General features: G+C 64.7%; 13 protein-coding genes. 3 read left to right on the top strand and 10 right to left on the bottom strand.

Features of this window, described 5'->3' with window-relative positions; genetic code table 11:
* The first annotated feature begins 458 nt into the window (after positions 1–458).
* The gene (locus IVB13_RS17420; RefSeq protein ID WP_247337729.1) at positions 459–938 is read left to right on the top strand and encodes a MarR family transcriptional regulator; all 480 of its coding nucleotides are present in this window, start codon (positions 459–461) and stop codon (positions 936–938) included.
* Between the two features lie 97 nt (positions 939–1035).
* Here the strand turns inward: IVB13_RS17420 and IVB13_RS17415 are convergent, their stop codons facing one another.
* Positions 1036–2118 carry an alpha/beta hydrolase gene (locus IVB13_RS17415; RefSeq protein ID WP_247337728.1) on the bottom strand — a complete coding sequence of 361 codons (1083 nt, stop codon included), beginning with the start codon at positions 2116–2118 and terminating at the stop codon, positions 1036–1038.
* 850 nt (positions 2119–2968) lie between these two features.
* On the opposite strand from IVB13_RS17415, the gene IVB13_RS17410 reads away from it, so the two are divergent.
* Both IVB13_RS17410 and IVB13_RS17405 read left to right on the top strand, forming a co-directional pair.
* Positions 2969–4033: a 2-dehydropantoate 2-reductase gene (locus IVB13_RS17410; protein ID WP_247337727.1), complete on the top strand. Its 1065-nt coding sequence runs from the start codon at positions 2969–2971 to the stop codon at positions 4031–4033.
* 275 nt (positions 4034–4308) lie between these two features.
* A complete protein-coding gene (locus tag IVB13_RS17405) occupies positions 4309–5811 on the top strand; it encodes an ATP-binding protein (protein ID WP_247366660.1) in 1503 nt (500 codons plus the stop codon).
* Positions 5812–5824: 13 nt separating this feature from the next.
* On the opposite strand, the gene IVB13_RS17400 is transcribed toward IVB13_RS17405, so the two are convergent.
* From IVB13_RS17400 to IVB13_RS17360, 9 genes are all read right to left on the bottom strand, one after another.
* Positions 5825–6856 (bottom strand): HoxN/HupN/NixA family nickel/cobalt transporter, encoded by a 1032-nt coding sequence (locus tag IVB13_RS17400; protein WP_247401791.1) that lies wholly within the window; start codon positions 6854–6856, stop codon positions 5825–5827.
* Between the two features lie 284 nt (positions 6857–7140).
* Positions 7141–7881 carry an ABC transporter ATP-binding protein gene (locus IVB13_RS17395; RefSeq protein ID WP_085357560.1) on the bottom strand — a complete coding sequence of 247 codons (741 nt, stop codon included), beginning with the start codon at positions 7879–7881 and terminating at the stop codon, positions 7141–7143.
* A complete protein-coding gene (locus tag IVB13_RS17390; RefSeq protein WP_018453942.1) occupies positions 7878–8720 on the bottom strand; it encodes an ABC transporter ATP-binding protein in 843 nt (280 codons plus the stop codon). The genes IVB13_RS17395 and IVB13_RS17390 overlap by 4 nt, the downstream gene beginning before the upstream one ends.
* Positions 8720–10543 carry an ABC transporter permease gene (locus tag IVB13_RS17385; RefSeq protein ID WP_247401784.1) on the bottom strand — a complete coding sequence of 608 codons (1824 nt, stop codon included), beginning with the start codon at positions 10541–10543 and terminating at the stop codon, positions 8720–8722. The genes IVB13_RS17390 and IVB13_RS17385 overlap by 1 nt, the downstream gene beginning before the upstream one ends.
* Positions 10544–10555: 12 nt before the next feature.
* Positions 10556–11713, bottom strand: coding sequence for an ABC transporter substrate-binding protein (locus IVB13_RS17380; RefSeq protein ID WP_247489854.1), 1158 nt, complete (start codon positions 11711–11713; stop codon positions 10556–10558).
* 60 nt (positions 11714–11773) lie between these two features.
* On the bottom strand, positions 11774–12358 hold the full coding sequence (locus IVB13_RS17375) for an alkylhydroperoxidase domain protein (RefSeq protein WP_247401782.1): 585 nt from the start codon (positions 12356–12358) through the stop codon (positions 11774–11776).
* Between the two features lie 12 nt (positions 12359–12370).
* On the bottom strand, positions 12371–12997 hold the full coding sequence (locus tag IVB13_RS17370; protein ID WP_204513992.1) for a CMD domain protein: 627 nt from the start codon (positions 12995–12997) through the stop codon (positions 12371–12373).
* A gap of 28 nt (positions 12998–13025) precedes the next feature.
* Positions 13026–14060 carry a putative FMN-dependent luciferase-like monooxygenase gene (locus IVB13_RS17365; RefSeq protein WP_247489852.1) on the bottom strand — a complete coding sequence of 345 codons (1035 nt, stop codon included), beginning with the start codon at positions 14058–14060 and terminating at the stop codon, positions 13026–13028.
* A gap of 136 nt (positions 14061–14196) precedes the next feature.
* Positions 14197–14991, bottom strand: coding sequence for a MetQ/NlpA family ABC transporter substrate-binding protein (locus IVB13_RS17360; RefSeq protein ID WP_204512175.1), 795 nt, complete (start codon positions 14989–14991; stop codon positions 14197–14199).
* Positions 14992–15071 lie beyond the last annotated feature (80 nt).

Here is a 15071-nt window from a genome sequence, read left to right as displayed (position 1 = left end):
CCGCTTTACCCTCTCAATTTCCGTTCAATTCAGGCCCGCACCGAAGGTTCGGACTGAAACGACAGCGAGGTGCCCCCTCCGTCGCGGCTTCACATATAGTTTATAAAAACAATGGTCTCAATTTATTGCTTTGATGAATCGACACTTCAGGTCGCGATGTGGCTTGAGGGCAACAGCGGCGATATTACCCCGGAAGATCACTATAGAAAAACCAGAAAAGCCCTCGGGGGGCATCCCGAGGGCTTCTTGGAGGTCTCGCATCGCTGTCCGTCGCGTGGGTCAAGAGCAGCGAAATAGAGTGCGATAGTAGATAATAAAATTAATTGTTCTTTGCAAGTAATAATTGAGCCTACGATTTCTTCCGCGCGGTATCTCCCCTTTGGTCGACGCGCGATTTTCGAGACGCTTCCAAGATATCCCATTAAGGATAGGCAAGGGATAAACGGGGAGGGAGCCACATGATCGAGAAGAAACTCGACAGGGCGATTACGGACTTCATCTGGAACGTCGTCGAAATTCATTCCCAGCTGGAGGACATCCACACCAGCTGGGCCGGACTGCTGGGCATTACCGAGCCGCAGTGGCTGATCCTGATGGCCATCACCGAACTGGACCAGGGGCGAGGTGTCGCGGGAATCGACATCGCGAACAAGCTGCGCGTCCACCCCGCCTTCGTCACCAACCAGACCAAGAGTCTCGAAAAGGGCGGCTTCCTGTCGCGACGGCCGGCCGCAGACGACGCACGCTACGTCCTGATGTCGCTGACGGCGAAAGCAACGACGGAGATCGAAAAACTGTCGAAGAGAAAGCTCGCCTTGAACTCGACCATGTTCAACGAGCTCGACGAGACGACCTTGGCCGATCTGAATGCCGCGCTCGCAACGATTGCCAAGAATGCCCGGCTGGCCGCACGGTTGCTGGCCATCGACGCTTCCTGACTCCCTGACGTCAGGCGCGGAACGCGCGCCTCGATTCATCCCCAATCTCTCCTCGCCTTCCCAATCTTTTCTCGCCTTCCCCCAATCTCTTGGCGCCTTAGAGGTAGGTCACGGAATCCAGCTGGCGGGCAATTCCAAGTTTGCTGTCGAGCCATTCGAAAATGAAATCGTCCACCGCGATGAAATTCTCGACCTCGCCCAGAGGGTACGGAATGCAGTTCGGCACGACGGTCGCGCAATCGGCTCCGGCCTGCCGATAGCCGGCTTGCAGTTCGAGAGCATCCTCCTCCCAAACCATTGAGCGGCTGCCGACGACCATCAGAAGCGGGCAAGGTATCCGACACAACGGCAGCAACGAACCCGTCGAGGGCCCGTCACGGACCGCCTGCTCGACGCCGATCATCCAGCGCAGCGATGCCCGGCGCATGACCGGCGTGGCAATGCCGCCGTCGCACACGGCGGCAGCCATTCTGCGATCCACGAGGGCAAGACGGGATGCGTGACTGGCGGCCGCCCCCTCGCCGTAGACCGCGATCTGCTGCGAATCGACGTCCGGACGAGCTTCCAGGTAATCCAGCCAGCATTGAAGAATATGCGCCGGCTTGAAGGGGCTACGACCGGATGAATCGCCGGCATCAACGAGCAGGAGTGACACGTTCCGTCGCCCTGAAGCCGGCAACAGCCTGCTCATCATCGAGCCGAGGGTGATGTCCTCGTCGCTGACGCAGATAACCGCGGGTGCGAAAGACCGATCGGGGAACGCCGGCAGAAAGTAGCCCGCAAGCGAGCCTTGATCAAAGCAGTCGATCTCCACACGCTCGATCGCCGAACCGGCGTCCTCCTCGAAGCCCCGGAGGCAGAGTCTGACCTTGTCTACGAGGTCGGTACCCCCGGGATCTCCGGGCCAAGACAGGTTCCTCGCGACTTCAAGGGCCGTCAGCGAGCACAGCCACGCTTCCCGCACGATCTGAGCTGAACTGGTTACGCGCGCCGATTCGGCGAATATCCGGTACTCGCCTGAGATCCTCAACCACTCCGAAATCCACCGATGCCTGTGCGCCTCGCGCACGAGTTCCCCGACGGACAAGCTTTCAAAAAAATGGGACGCACGTTTTCGCAAGCACGCCAGGCTTCGACCGGCGCCGTCGCACGTGCCGTGAGGCCAATGATCATCTTCCATGTCCGTCCCCGAACGGCGCGTCGGCGGTTGCTTGGACTCGGCGCAGCGCTGTCAGCGCAACGCCCTGCATGTCTGCTCGATGCGATGGCACGCGTGCGTGATCGCGCTTGCGTCTGCCGTCCCGATGATCGTTCCGTTTTCCCTTCGCGGGCGGGGGCACTGGACCGGACGGACTACAGTCCGAACGAACCGGTCGCAAAACAAGTCGCACGCCGACTCCAACTCAATCGTCACGTCTCAGCTCCGTTGCTGATACACAGTTTAGGCCCGCACCACTCTGCCATTTTTTGCTGTCCCGCGTTTGCAGTTTTTTGTTGCGGTGGACGACTAAAATTGGAGCTCATTTAACGAGGGAGAAGGCATCGCCTGTGTCGGCTTCCATCATGATTCCTCATGACGCTGATCCGGCGCGCCACCAATCACGCCAGCGATAAAAATGCGGCGGGTTACCGCCTGATCGATGCCGACGGCCTTCGCCAAAGGACTTTCCGCTAGTCAATGTCGCAGGAAAACCGGCGCGACAAAATCCTCGAAGTCGCTCATCCGCACCCGGCGCGCGAGACGTGACGAGGTATGATCGCGTTCTGGGAGAGCTTGGGCGATCGAGATGTGCAACATTTCTTACTTCGGTAAGCCAGTTATTTGAGCAACTCAACGACCCTGCACAACCGCCGCCGGTTTGGCGTCGTCTTGCTTTCGGCGTCAAGCAACACGGCGGGCCGCCCGCTAATCCGCGCCTTGTATCCATTATCCCAGTTGCCATCCTCACGCACTTTGCCTTACATGCCCGCCAAACTCGCCCGCGGATGACGGCCGGGCTCAAAAATCACAATTGTCAAAGGGACGAGACATGGCGCGTAACATCCTGATTCTTGGGGCTTCCTACGGCTCCCTGCTGGGCACGAAGCTGCTGATGGCGGGGCACAACGTGACCCTGGTCTGCCGCACCAAGACCGCGGAGCTGATCAACCGCGAGGGGACCGAGGTGCGCATCAAGTTGCGTGACGAGGCTGTTCACCGCGCCATCTTCTCGCGCGACCTGCCCGGCAAGCTCGACGCCGTGACGCCGGCCAATGTGGACTTGTCGCGTTACGACATGGTCGGCCTTGCGATGCAGGAGCCGCAATACACCAACCACACGGTGCGCGTTCTCATGGTCAGGATCGCCGCGGCGAAGCTGCCGTGCCTGTCCATCATGAACATGCCGCCGCTGCCCTATCTGAAGCGGATCCCCTCGCTCGCGGACATGGATCTTGAGGAGGCCTACACCAATGCGCAGGTGTGGGAGCGCTTCGAGCCCGGGCTGGTGACGCTGTGCTCGCCCGACCCGCAGGCGTTCCGTCCGCCGGAAGAGGCTGCGAACGTGCTGCACGTCGGCCTGCCCACGAATTTCAAGGCCTCCGTGTTCGGCGACGAGAAGCACAACAAGGTGCTGCGCGAGCTCGAAGCCGACATCGACGCGGTGACCCTCGACGGCCACGACGTGCCGGTGAAGCTGAAGGTGTTCGATTCCCTGTTCGTGCCGCTGGCGAAATGGTCGATGCTGCTGACCGGCAACTACCGCTGCATCACGCCGCACGAGCCGCAGTCGATCCGCGACGCCGTGCACGGCGATCTCGCGCGTTCGCAGACGATCTATGAGCATGTCGACGCCATCGCCCGGCGTCTCGGCGCCGATCCGCAGGACCAGGTGCCGTTCGCGAAATACGCCAAGGCTGCCGAGAGCCTGCTGAAGCCGTCATCGGCCGCGCGCGCGGTGGCCGGCGGCGCACCCTTCATCGAGCGCGTCGACCTGCTGGTCAAGCTGATCTCGCATCAGCTCGGCGCGCCCAATGCAGAGATCGACCGCACGGTCGAGACCGTGGACCTGAAGCTCAACGAGAAGATCGTGCAGGGCGGATCGGGCGCGCTGTAACGGGCCGCGATCCCCTTTGCCCCGCACCCATCATTGGCTGGGCGCATGCCAAGCGCACGGTGCAATGGCGGTTTCGCACATCAAGGGGGGAACTCGCGCAAGTGATACCCCAGGACGCCGGTCCGCAAGCGCCCTATCGGCCCGCACTTCTACGGCAATCGAATCGCGCCTGAAATCCGCCGTGGGCAACAACGCATGATTTACGCCATGGTGCTCGACGCGCCACGGCCGGATTGATAAGCCCCTGTCCGCGAATGATGGGACTTGAGTCGGGCATGACGGTTGCGATCGAGATGGGGCAGACCACGGCGGGCGCCGCGGCGGCCATGGACCTCGAGGAACTGCTGGCGACCCGCCTCCTGGTGCAAGGCAATTCGGGTTCCGGAAAATCACATCTGCTGCGGCGGCTGCTGGAGCAGAGCGCACCCTGGGTGCAGCAGGCGATCATCGATCCCGAAGGCGATTTCGTCTCCCTGGCGGAGCATTTCGGCCATCTCGTGATCGAGGCCGAGGATCACACCGAACGCGGCCTTCAGGTTGCCGGCGAGCGCGCGCGGCTGCATCGCGTCTCCACCGTGCTCAACCTCGAAGGGCTCGACGCCGAGAACCAGATGCGCCGCGCCGCGGCCTTCCTCGGCGGGCTGTTCGACGTGGACCGCGACCATTGGTACCCGATGCTGGTGGTCGTCGACGAGGCGCAGCTGTTTGCGCCTGCGGTCGCGGGCGAAGTCTCTGACGAAGCGCGAAAGCTTTCGCTCGGCGCCATGACCAATCTGATGTGCCGTGGCCGCAAGCGCGGGCTTGCCGGGATCATCGCGACCCAGCGGCTGGCGAAGCTCGCCAAGAACGTCGCGGCGGAAGCGTCCAACTTCCTGATGGGCCGCACCTTCCTCGACATCGACATGGCGCGCGCCGCCGACCTGCTCGGCATGGAGCGGCGGCAGGCCGAATCGTTTCGCGATCTCGAACGCGGACAATTCATGGCGCTCGGCCCCGCGCTGTCACGCCGGCCGCTGCGTTTGAACATCGGCGCGACCGAAACCCAGCCGCGCAATTCCACGCCGCGGCTGATGCCGATGCCCGAAGCCGCACTCGAAAATATGCGCGCCGTGATCCTGGCCGCGCCGCCGCCCGATGCCAGCCGGCCGCAGCGCCGGCCCGCGCCCGATCTGCTCGAGCAGCTCCGCGCCGCGAAGGCTGCCGCACCGGAGCTCGGCCCCGAAATAATCGAGGTCCCGATTAGTGCCGAAGAGCTCGCTGAACGGCGCGAACGCGTGGATCGGACCCTTCGTGCCGTGCTCGCCGCGCCCGATGCCGGTTTCCGCGCGGTGGGCGTGCTGTACCAGGAGTTCGTGGTCCGCTGCCGCATCGAGGGCCTCGGCTCGGCGGTGCCCGACCTCACCGAATTCCGCCGCATGCTGACACGCGCACGCGCCGGGCTCGGCGCCGAGCATGCCGAGGACGACGCCTGGCAGGACGTGTCGCTGCGCGCCTCGATCCTGCCCGACGACATGCAGGGCGTGTTCATGATGATCGCGCGCGCGGCGAAAGAAGGCTGGCCCTGCCCCGGCGACGCCGCGATCGCCCGCGCCTACGGCTCGCATTCGCTGCGCCGGGCTCAGCGCCTGCTCGGCTACATGGAAGAGCAGGGCCTGATCGTCTGCCAGCTCGACGGCGCCGGCCGCCGGTTCGTGACGCTGGTGGAATTGGCCTGGGCCACCGCGCCGGGCGATCCCAATGCCGACGACCTGCCGGCGGAGAGCGCAGCTTCGGCTTGAGCCCACGATTGACTCACGCTGTCTCGGTAGCATCGGCGCCCACCAGCACATCAGGCGTGCGCCGCCGCTCGAGCGCGAATAGCCTGCGATAGAGCACGACCGAAACCAGCCATGCAATCGCGAACAGCGCGATCACGGCGAAGCCGACGTTCGCGAGCGAATCGTTGAGGCCGTCGACCAGCGTCCACACACCGCCAGACAGGCCGAGCCGATCCCCGATCAGGCCAAGCGCCTCAATGCCGCCGATCAACAGCGCCACCGCGACCGAGGCACCCGTGATCGTGAGGTTGTACCAGAGCTTCCGTAAGGGATCGACGAAGGCCCAACGATAAGCGCTGACCATCAGCGCGGAATCGGCGGTATCGACCAGCGCCATGCCTGATGCGAACAGCGCGGGAAAGACCATGACGTCGGCCAGCGATGCACCAAGCGCGTATTCGCTGGCGGAGATGCTGAGCAGGCCGATCTCGGTGGCGGTGTCGAAGCCGAGGCCGAACAGGAAGCCGAGCGGGTACATATGCGCCGGCTTGGTCACCAGGCGGAACATCGGGCCGAGCAGCCGCGCGAGCAATCCGCGGCTGGCGAGCAGCGCATCAAGCTGCGCGGCGTCGTGGATGCCTTGCGCGCGCGCGATCCGGAACGTCCGCCACAGGCCGGCGAAGATGACCAGGTTGATGGCCGCGATCACCAGCAGGAACAGCGCCGACACCGACGTGCCGATGAAGCCGCCGACGTCCTTGAGCAGGCTGTCGCCGCCAAGGCTCACCAAGCCCAGCGCGAGCAGCATGGTCGCGACCACAACCACGGTGGAATGACCAAGCGCGAAATAGAGACCAACGCTGCGCGGCGCATCGCCGGCCTGCATCAGCTTGCGCACGACGTTGTCGATGGCCGCGATGTGGTCGGCATCGACGGCGTGGCGCAGGCCGAACACCCAGGCAAGCAGCGCGGTCGCCATCACCGTCGGCCGGTCACCGAACGCCGCGAACGCCCAAGCCCACGCCGCGATGTTGGCCGCGATCAACCCGCCGAACAGCAGCATCATTCCGGGGTCGACCGCCCGCAAAGATAATTTCGTCACGCCAATCATTCCGTCCGCTGCACGACCCATCGCACGAGCGGTATGATCTTTTCATAAGGTGGTCATACTGACCAGTGCAATCCCGGAGGGGCGGCACGGTTCTGCAGCAGTGCTTGCGGCGTCCTTCGGGACGCCCGCTGCGCGGGCTCCTTTAGGATGAGGTCTTGCTTCGCCGCGAGATCGCCAGACCCTCACGTTGAGGCGCCCGCCAAGGGCGGGCGTCTCGAACCATGCAGGCCGAGATGGCGCTACGCCGCCTCGGAGCCGCCGAGATAGGCATCGCGGATGCGGGGATCGTCCTTCAGCGCGCGGGCGGAGCCGGAGAGAACGATCTTGCCGGTCTGGAGCACATAGGCCTCGTGCGCGATCTCGAGCGCGAGGCTGGCGTTCTGCTCGACCATGAAGACCGAGACGCCCTCCTGGTTGATGGTGCGGATCAGCTCCAGCACGCGGTCGACGTAAAGCGGCGACAGGCCCATGGTCGGCTCGTCCATCACGATCATCCGGGGACGGCTCATCAGCGCCCGCGCCATCGCGACCATCTGCTGCTCGCCGCCCGAGAGCGAGCCGGCGCGCTGCGACAGCCGTTGGCCGAGCTTCGGGAACAGCGTGAGCATCTTGTCGAGATCCTGCGCGATCGCCTCGCGGTCGTCGCGCACGAAGGCGCCCATCAGGATGTTCTCGCGGACGCTCATGTCGGCGAACAGCCGCCGTGCTTCCGGCACCGAGGCGATGCCGCGGCGGACGATCTGCGGCGTGGTAAGTCCCAGTAGCGAAGTGCCGTCGAACGTCACGTCGCCCGAGCGCGGCTTCACGAGGCCTAGAATGATCTTCATCGTGGTCGATTTGCCGCTGGCATTGCCGCCGAGCAGGCAGACGATGTGGCCGCGCGGAACTGATATCGACAGGTCGAAATGCACCTGGGCCTGACCATAGAAGGTATTGACGTCGGTGATCGCGAGCAGCGCATCGGGAGGCGGGTTCGTCATGCCGCGCTCTCCTGCTTCGTCGTCAGGCCGTGGCCGAGATAGGCCTCGATCACCTTGGGATCACCGCGCACCGCTTCGCCCGGGCCTTCCGCGATTTTCTTGCCCTCGTCCATGACGATGACGCGATCGGAGAGGCGCATCACCATTTCGAGCTTGTGCTCGATCAGCAAGATCGTCAGCCCTTCGGCTTTCAGCTCGGCGACGAGCCCCTGCATCTCCGTGGTCTCGGTCGGATTCATGCCGGCGGTCGGCTCGTCCAGCAGCAGCAGGCGCGGCTTCAAGGCGAGCGCGCGCGCGATCTCGACGCGGCGGCGGTTGGCGTAAGAGAGGCTGTAGGCCGGCTGATCGATACGCGGCAGCAACCGCTCGCCGAAGCGCGCGAGAATGACCTTCACCTCCTCGCGCAGCCGCTCTTCCTCCGCCTTGACGCTGGCGGGGCGCAGCAGCGCCAGACCCAATTCCAGCAGCGGGCCGATCACCGGCACTGCCGGTTTCACCGCGCGCAAGCGCGTATGCGCACCGATCAGGACGTTGTCCATCACGCTGAGATTGCCGAAGACGCGGCCGAGCTGGAACGTCCGCGCGATGCCTCCGGCCGCCAGGCGTTCCGGCGAGAAACCTGTGATGTCCTGACCTTCGAAGCGAACCGTCCCGGCGTCCGGAAGGTCAAGCCCGGTCACGAGATTGAACAGCGTTGTCTTGCCCGCCCCGTTCGGGCCGATGATGCTGATCAGCTCGCCTTTGGCGAGATCGAGATCGATGGCGTCGACGGCGGTGAGGCCGCCGAAGCGCCGCGTGAGCCCGCGCAGGGACAGCATCGCCGTGTGTGCGTCCATCATCACACCGTCCCCAAAAGGCCCTGCGGCCTGAACCGCACCAGCAGCAGCAGCACGATGCCGTAGATCAGGATGCGATACTCCGCCGCGATGCGGAACACTTCCGGCAGGCCGACCAGCGCGACCGCCCCGAGAATCGCCCCGACGACATTGCCGAGACCGCCGAGGATGACGACGGTCAGCGCCAGGATGGATTGCTGCGTGTTGAAGGTCTCGTGGTTGATATAGGAATAGAGATGCGCGGCGATGCCGCCGCTGACCCCCGCGGCAAAGCCGCCGAAGATGAAGGCCAGCGATTTGTAGCGATTCAGGCTGAGGCCATAGGCCCGCGCGGCGATGTCGTCGTCGCGGATGGCGCGAAAGCTGCGGCCGAGATGCGAGCCGAGCAGGCGTCCCTGCAGCAGCGCCAGCACGACCATCACGATGAAGCTGAACCAGTAGATCGAAATCGGGCTGACCAGCTCATAGCCAAACAGCGACAGCGGCGGGATGCCGGAGATGCCGATCGGCCCGCGCGTGACGCTCTCCCAATTCAGGATCACCAGCGAGACGATCTCGCCGATCGCGAGCGTCGCGATTGACACATAATGTCCGCGCAGCCGGAACGACGGCGAGATCAGCGCCGTGCCCAGCGCAGCACTCATCAGGCCGCCGCCGATGATGGCAAGGCCGACCGGGACAGCGAACGTGAGCGACAGCAGCGCGGAGGTGTAGGCGCCGATCGCGAGCAGCGCGGCGTGTCCCAGCGAGACCTGACCAATCGTGCCTGCAACCAGGGTGAGGCTCAGCGCGAGCATGCCGAGCAGCCAGGCGTTGATCAGGGTCTGGAGCACGTAGAACGACAGGGGCAACAGCGGCAGGATCGCGAAGACGGCGGCAGCGATCAGCAGAGCCCAGCGCGGAATCCGCACCGGGCGGCTCGGCGCGATGAAAGTGCCGGTGAGCGGCTCGGGCGGCGCCTGCCGTGCGCTGGCGAACAGACCGTTCGGGCGCAGCACGAGCACCACGACCAGCAGCAGGAACGCGAACAGATTGCGGTAGCTGGTGCCGAACACGGCGACGCCGTAGCTCTCCACCAATCCCAGCAGCAGGCTGCCGATCACCGCGCCCGGCACATTGCCGGCACCACCGACGACTTCGGCGACGACGCCCTTGAGCGTCGCCTGCAGGCTCATGGCGGTGTCGATCTGGTTATAGTACATGCCGACCAGCAGGCCGGAGACGCCCCCGAGCGCAGCCGCAATGCCGAACACGGCCTGATTGACTCGGTTGACGTCGACGCCCATCTGCATCGCGGCGTCGCGGTCCTGCGCGGTGGCACGCACGGCCCAGCCGAGCTTGCTGTAGCGCAGGAACACGAACAGCAGCAACGCGCTGGTGAGGCCGACACCGGCGATGAGCAGATCGAGCGGGCCGATCGTGCCGCCGCCGATCTGGAAGCGGACATCCGGCAACTGGCTCGGCAATGCGCGCGGATTGGGCGAAAAAGTCAGCATCACGAGCTGATCGAGCACGAAGCTGATGCCGATGGTCGCCAGCAGCGGTGCGATGCGCACCGAGTTCTGCAGCGGACGCAGCCCGAACCGCTCGATGATCAAGCCCACCAGCGCCGCCGCCACCGCGACCACGATGATGGTGAGCGGCAGCGGCGTATGCAGCTGCACCACCGCGACCCAGCCGATATAGGCGCCGACGAGGTAGATCGACCCTTGCGCAAAGTTGATCAGCCGGCTGACGCCGAAGATCAGCGCGAGCCCGACCGCAACGAGGGCGTAGACGTTACCGACGATCAGCCCGTTGATCGTGTAGTCGAGCCAGGAAGACACGCAGAAATCCCCTCAGGTCGGCTTGCCGTCCCAGAGCGCGAACTGGCCCTTGCGCACGACGAGCTCGGCGTTCATGGCGCCCTTGACGCGCCGGCTCTCGACGTCGAACGTCGCTTTGCCGAAGATCACGCTCGAGACGTCCTTCACTTTCGTGAAGGCGTCGCGGATCGCGCGCCGGTCGGCGCCGCCGATCTTCACCACAGCGGCCGCCATGTTCATCGCGTCGTAGGCGTAGGCGTTGAACGCGTCGGGCTCCACCCCGTTGTATTTCTTCTTGAAGCCGGCGATGAACGTCTGCACCTCGGGGCGCGGGTCTTCCGGGAAGTAGCGCGTGCCGACATGGACGTCCTCGACGGCCTCGCCGCCGAGCTCCAGGAATTTCGGCGAGTAGACCGAGCTCGCGGCGCAGATCACCTGCTTCAGCCCGACCTGGCGCGCCTGGCGCGCGATCAGCGCACCGTCGGAATAATAGGAGATCAGGATCAGCCCGTCGGGATTGGCGTCGCGGACCCGCACCAGCGTGGAGCGGAAGTCGCGCTCCTCCGCGATGTAGCCTTCGGTCACCGCGATTTCGGCGCCGTGCTCCTTCGCGGCCTTAACGAAATAGTCGCGGCTGGTACGGCCCCAATCGGTGTTGAGGTGCAGCACGGCGAGCTTCTTCAGGCCGAGGCGCTTGACGGCATAGGCCGCCAGCAGCGGCTGCTCGTCAGCCTGGCTGACCGAGGTGCTCCACATGAAGTCGCCGCCCTTGGTGAAATCGGGATGCGAATTTGTGAATCCGAACTGCACCAGCCCGCCGCGCTGATAGATCGGCGAGGCCGCCATCGAGGCGGGGCTGGAGAAGTCGCCGAGCTCCATGACAATCCTGGGATCGGAGACGAATTTCTGGGCGATCGCCACCGACTGGCGCGGGTCGCTCTGGCTGTCCTCGAAACTATAGGCGAGCTTGCGACCGTTGATGCCGCCCGCTGCCTGGATCTCGTCGAGCGCGAGATCAAAGCCCTGCTTCCACTGCGTGCCATATTGTGCGTTCGGCCCGGTCAACGGACCGCTGACGCCCAGCAAAATCGGTTCGGACGATTGCGCAAGCGCGGCGCGCGAGAAGGCTGCCCCCGCCATCATGGCGGCAAGCGAGCCCTTGACCAGGGTACGACGATCGATGTTGCTCATGGACGGCTCCATCCTGTCAAGCGTTGAAACAACTAGCAATTTCCATGCCGGTGAGATCAGCTATTTCGAGGGCTCGCCGAGCGACAGCATCAGCCGGTTCGCCCAGTTGAAGAACGACGCGCCGTTGATGACATCGACGATCTCGGCATCGTCGAGACCGGCGCGGCGCAGCTCATCGATATTGTCGGGGCCGAACGCGATCGGCGTCGCAGCCAGCGCCACCGAGGCCTTGACGACCGCATTCCAGCGCTCCCCGAGATCGGCGCCGACGCCCTCGTCGAGCAGGCGCTGCACATCGTCGCGGCGCTTGGAATAGGTGCTGGCGAACCGCGCATGCACGGAGGCGCAGTAGATGCAGCCGTTGTAGCGCGAGGTCGCAGCCGCCGCGAGCTCGCGTTCGGCGCGCGGCAGGCCGTCGGCGACGTTGTAGAAGATGTCCTTGTCGGTCTTGGTGCGGGCCTCCAGCACCTCGGGATCGCGCACCAGCAGGCGGAAATACTCGGACTTGGAACGGGAGCGATCGACGAGGCCCGCGAAATGCCGCTCGGTCAGCTCGGCTTCGAGCAGCGGGTCGATCCAGGACACCCAGCCCAGTTCGTCCTGGGTGAAGACGACGGGCGGATTGGCATTGTTTGCAGCGCTCATGATGCAGCCTCCTTACGCGCCGGCCGCGGCGTTCGTGGTGCGCCCGAGCGAGGCACCGAGCACGCGCAGTCCGGTGACGACGCGCACCTGGAACGACAGGAACGCAACGAGCTGAGAGAACGTGACGATTCCGGTGTTCGACCAACCGGCGGCGAGCAGAGCCTTCATGTCGGCGGCGGCCGCATCGCGCGGGCGGAACACCAGCAGATGCGCATGTTCGAACGCCGCAGCGAGCCGGTCCCCGAGATCGGGCTTGCGCTCCGCGCTGACGCGGTAGATCAAGCCGGCCTTGTTTTCGACAGACAGGGGGCCGGTTGGAAAGGCACCGTAGGGGCCCGAGGTCTCGCCCCGCGCGATTTCGACATCGACAGCTTCGACCAGGCGCGCGCCATCGGCGGTCGCAGCTAACTTCGCCCGATAGAAGCCGGCCATCGTGGGCTCGCGGTGAAGCCCGATCACGAAGAGCGCGACCGCGGCGCGCTCCACCAGCGAGACATCGCCGGCGTCGATCGGCTCGAACAGCGAGAGATAGCTCTTCTGCGCATTGTCGCGCGCCTGGATGCGCTTGGCCCGAATGCCGTCCAGAGCCGAACCCGGTTCGATCCCGGCGAGCGTGTCGATGATATCTTTCGTAGCCATCATTCAGCCTCTTGCAACCTCATTCCGACTAACCCGCCAGCGCCACGTCGGGCGCCGTCCGCGCCCAACCCAGCGCCGGCGCGACCTTCTCCGCCACCAGCTCGATCGAGCGCAGGATATGGGGATGCGGGGCATCGACCGAATGCGCCTGGAAGACGAGATCGGTCACCCGCTCCAGCGTGGCGTCGGCGCGGAGCGAAGCGATGACGTCGTCGGCCGCGCCGACATGGGTGTCGAACGCCGCGATCATCTCCTCGAGCGTTTCGCCTGGCTTGGCGTGGCCGCCCTTGAGGAATTGCGGGAGCGCGCGCCGCAGGCCGATATCGGCAAGACGCATCGCCTCAGTCCGGTCGTCGGCAACGAAGACGGTGCGCGAGGCCATGATGCGGGGCTCCCGTCCCGGCGGCAGCGCTTCGAGATAGGCATCGATCACCGGATTCTGAATCTCGGCGAGCGTTGCCTTCGGCGCCTCCTTGGTTCGAGGCTGGGTGCGCGACAGCAACAGGCCATCGCCTGCCTTGCCGGCACGCGCGCCGCCCGCGACAGAGAACGTCGCCTGCCAGATCCTGTCGTCCAATTGCGGCCGCTGCGGATAGAGCGTGTCACCACCTTCGAGCGGCTTGCCGACCAACGCGGTGCGGACGACGTCCAGATTGCGCGCAAAGATCTCGTTGCGCTGGGCGCTGTCGAGGCCGAAGGCGGCAAAGGCCGAGGGATTGCCGCCGGTGCCGACACCCAGCTCGAAGCGACCGTTGCAGAGCAGATCGAGCACCGCGGCATCCTCCGCCACCCGCACCGCGTTCTCCAGCGGCAAGGTGACGATGCCGGTGCCGAGCCTGATGCGCGAGGTCTGGGCTGCGACATAACCGAGGAAGGTGAAGGGGGACGGCAGGCCGCCCTCGCGCTCGTGGAAATGGTGCTGCGCGATCCACGCGGACTCGAGGCCCGCCGTCTCGGCGCGCACGATCTGCTCGGCCGCGAAGCGATATCGGTCGGCCGGCGGGGCCTCGTCGAGAAGCCGTGTGAAAAACCCCAGGCGTTTCAGGTTTGCTAAGCGTTTCATACGACCCCTGTCGGACGAGGATAGGTCCCGATGATGTCGGTTGCCGCAGCTCCAGACAAGCGGGCATTGCGCAGGGCTAGTACGCAAGCCCGCCCGCCGGGATCGCCCTGAGCTGAACTTTGGCTGGGCAGACTGCCTACCAGCTCGGCAGAACCGCGCCCTTGAACTTGGTCAGGATGAACTCCTTGACCTCCGCCGTGTGATAGCTGTCCACCAGGATCTTGACCCAGGGCTTGTCCTTGTCGACCGTGCGAACGGCGATGAGATTGACGTAGGGACCCTTCGGGTCCTCGCGCAGGATCGGATCCTTGACGGGATCGAGGCCAGCCTGGGTTGCATAATTGGTGTTGATCGCGGCGGCGTCGACGTCGTCGAGCGCGCGCGGCGCCTGCGCCGCGTCGACCTCGATGAACTTCAGCTTCTTGGGATTCTCGGTGATATCGAGCACCGTCGGCTTGAAACCCGTGCCGTCCTTCAGCTTGATCGCGCCCTTGTCGCGCAGCAGCAGCAACACGCGGCCGCCATTGGTCGGATCGTTCGGGATCGAGACCTTGCCGCCCTCGGGGATATCGGCGAAGGCCTTGTGCTTCTTGGAATAGACGCCGATCGGGAAATTCACGGTCAGGCCGACGGCTTCGATCTTGTAGCCACGGTCCGCCTTCTGATTGTCCAAATATGGTTGGTTCTGGAACGAATTGGCCTGGATCTCGCCGGCATCGAGCGCGGCGTTCGGCACGACGTAGTCGGAGAATTCGATGAGCTGGATGTCGAGACCCTGCTTGGCGGCGATCGGCTTCACCGCCTCGAAGATCTGGGCGTGCGGCCCCGGCGTCACGCCGATCTTGATGGTCTCGCCTGAAGCGGCGGCCGACCAGGCGGCGAGCACGGTCGCAAGGATCAGGGTGGAACAGAACGACATCTTGGTCTCCATGACTCGGCAATGATTGGAACCGTATTCGCTTCTCCGCGGCGCGAAATCAATGAAATGTAAATCCATATTGACCGATTGAC

The organism is Bradyrhizobium sp. 17 (assembly GCF_023073515.1).
GTDB classification, from domain to species: domain Bacteria; phylum Pseudomonadota; class Alphaproteobacteria; order Rhizobiales; family Xanthobacteraceae; genus Bradyrhizobium; species Bradyrhizobium canariense_D.
Note: the sequence above shows the minus strand (reverse complement) of the source record. Positions and strands in the feature narration are given on the sequence as shown.

Bases quoted from the DNA above. Each gene is read 5' to 3' on its own strand.
- IVB13_RS17420 (WP_247337729.1), top strand. From the start codon at position 459: ATGATCGAGAAGAAACTCGACAGGGCGATTACGGACTTCATCTGGAAC.
- IVB13_RS17415 (WP_247337728.1), bottom strand. From the start codon at position 2,118: ATGGAAGATGATCATTGGCCTCACGGCACGTGCGACGGCGCCGGTCGA.
- IVB13_RS17410 (WP_247337727.1), top strand. From the start codon at position 2,969: ATGGCGCGTAACATCCTGATTCTTGGGGCTTCCTACGGCTCCCTGCTG.
- IVB13_RS17405 (WP_247366660.1), top strand. From the start codon at position 4,309: ATGACGGTTGCGATCGAGATGGGGCAGACCACGGCGGGCGCCGCGGCG.
- IVB13_RS17400 (WP_247401791.1), bottom strand. From the start codon at position 6,856: ATGATGCTGCTGTTCGGCGGGTTGATCGCGGCCAACATCGCGGCGTGG.
- IVB13_RS17395 (WP_085357560.1), bottom strand. From the start codon at position 7,881: ATGACGAACCCGCCTCCCGATGCGCTGCTCGCGATCACCGACGTCAAT.
- IVB13_RS17390 (WP_018453942.1), bottom strand. From the start codon at position 8,720: ATGATGGACGCACACACGGCGATGCTGTCCCTGCGCGGGCTCACGCGG.
- IVB13_RS17380 (WP_247489854.1), bottom strand. From the start codon at position 11,713: ATGAGCAACATCGATCGTCGTACCCTGGTCAAGGGCTCGCTTGCCGCC.
- IVB13_RS17375 (WP_247401782.1), bottom strand. From the start codon at position 12,358: ATGAGCGCTGCAAACAATGCCAATCCGCCCGTCGTCTTCACCCAGGAC.
- IVB13_RS17370 (WP_204513992.1), bottom strand. From the start codon at position 12,997: ATGGCTACGAAAGATATCATCGACACGCTCGCCGGGATCGAACCGGGT.
- IVB13_RS17365 (WP_247489852.1), bottom strand. From the start codon at position 14,060: ATGAAACGCTTAGCAAACCTGAAACGCCTGGGGTTTTTCACACGGCTT.
- IVB13_RS17360 (WP_204512175.1), bottom strand. From the start codon at position 14,991: ATGGAGACCAAGATGTCGTTCTGTTCCACCCTGATCCTTGCGACCGTG.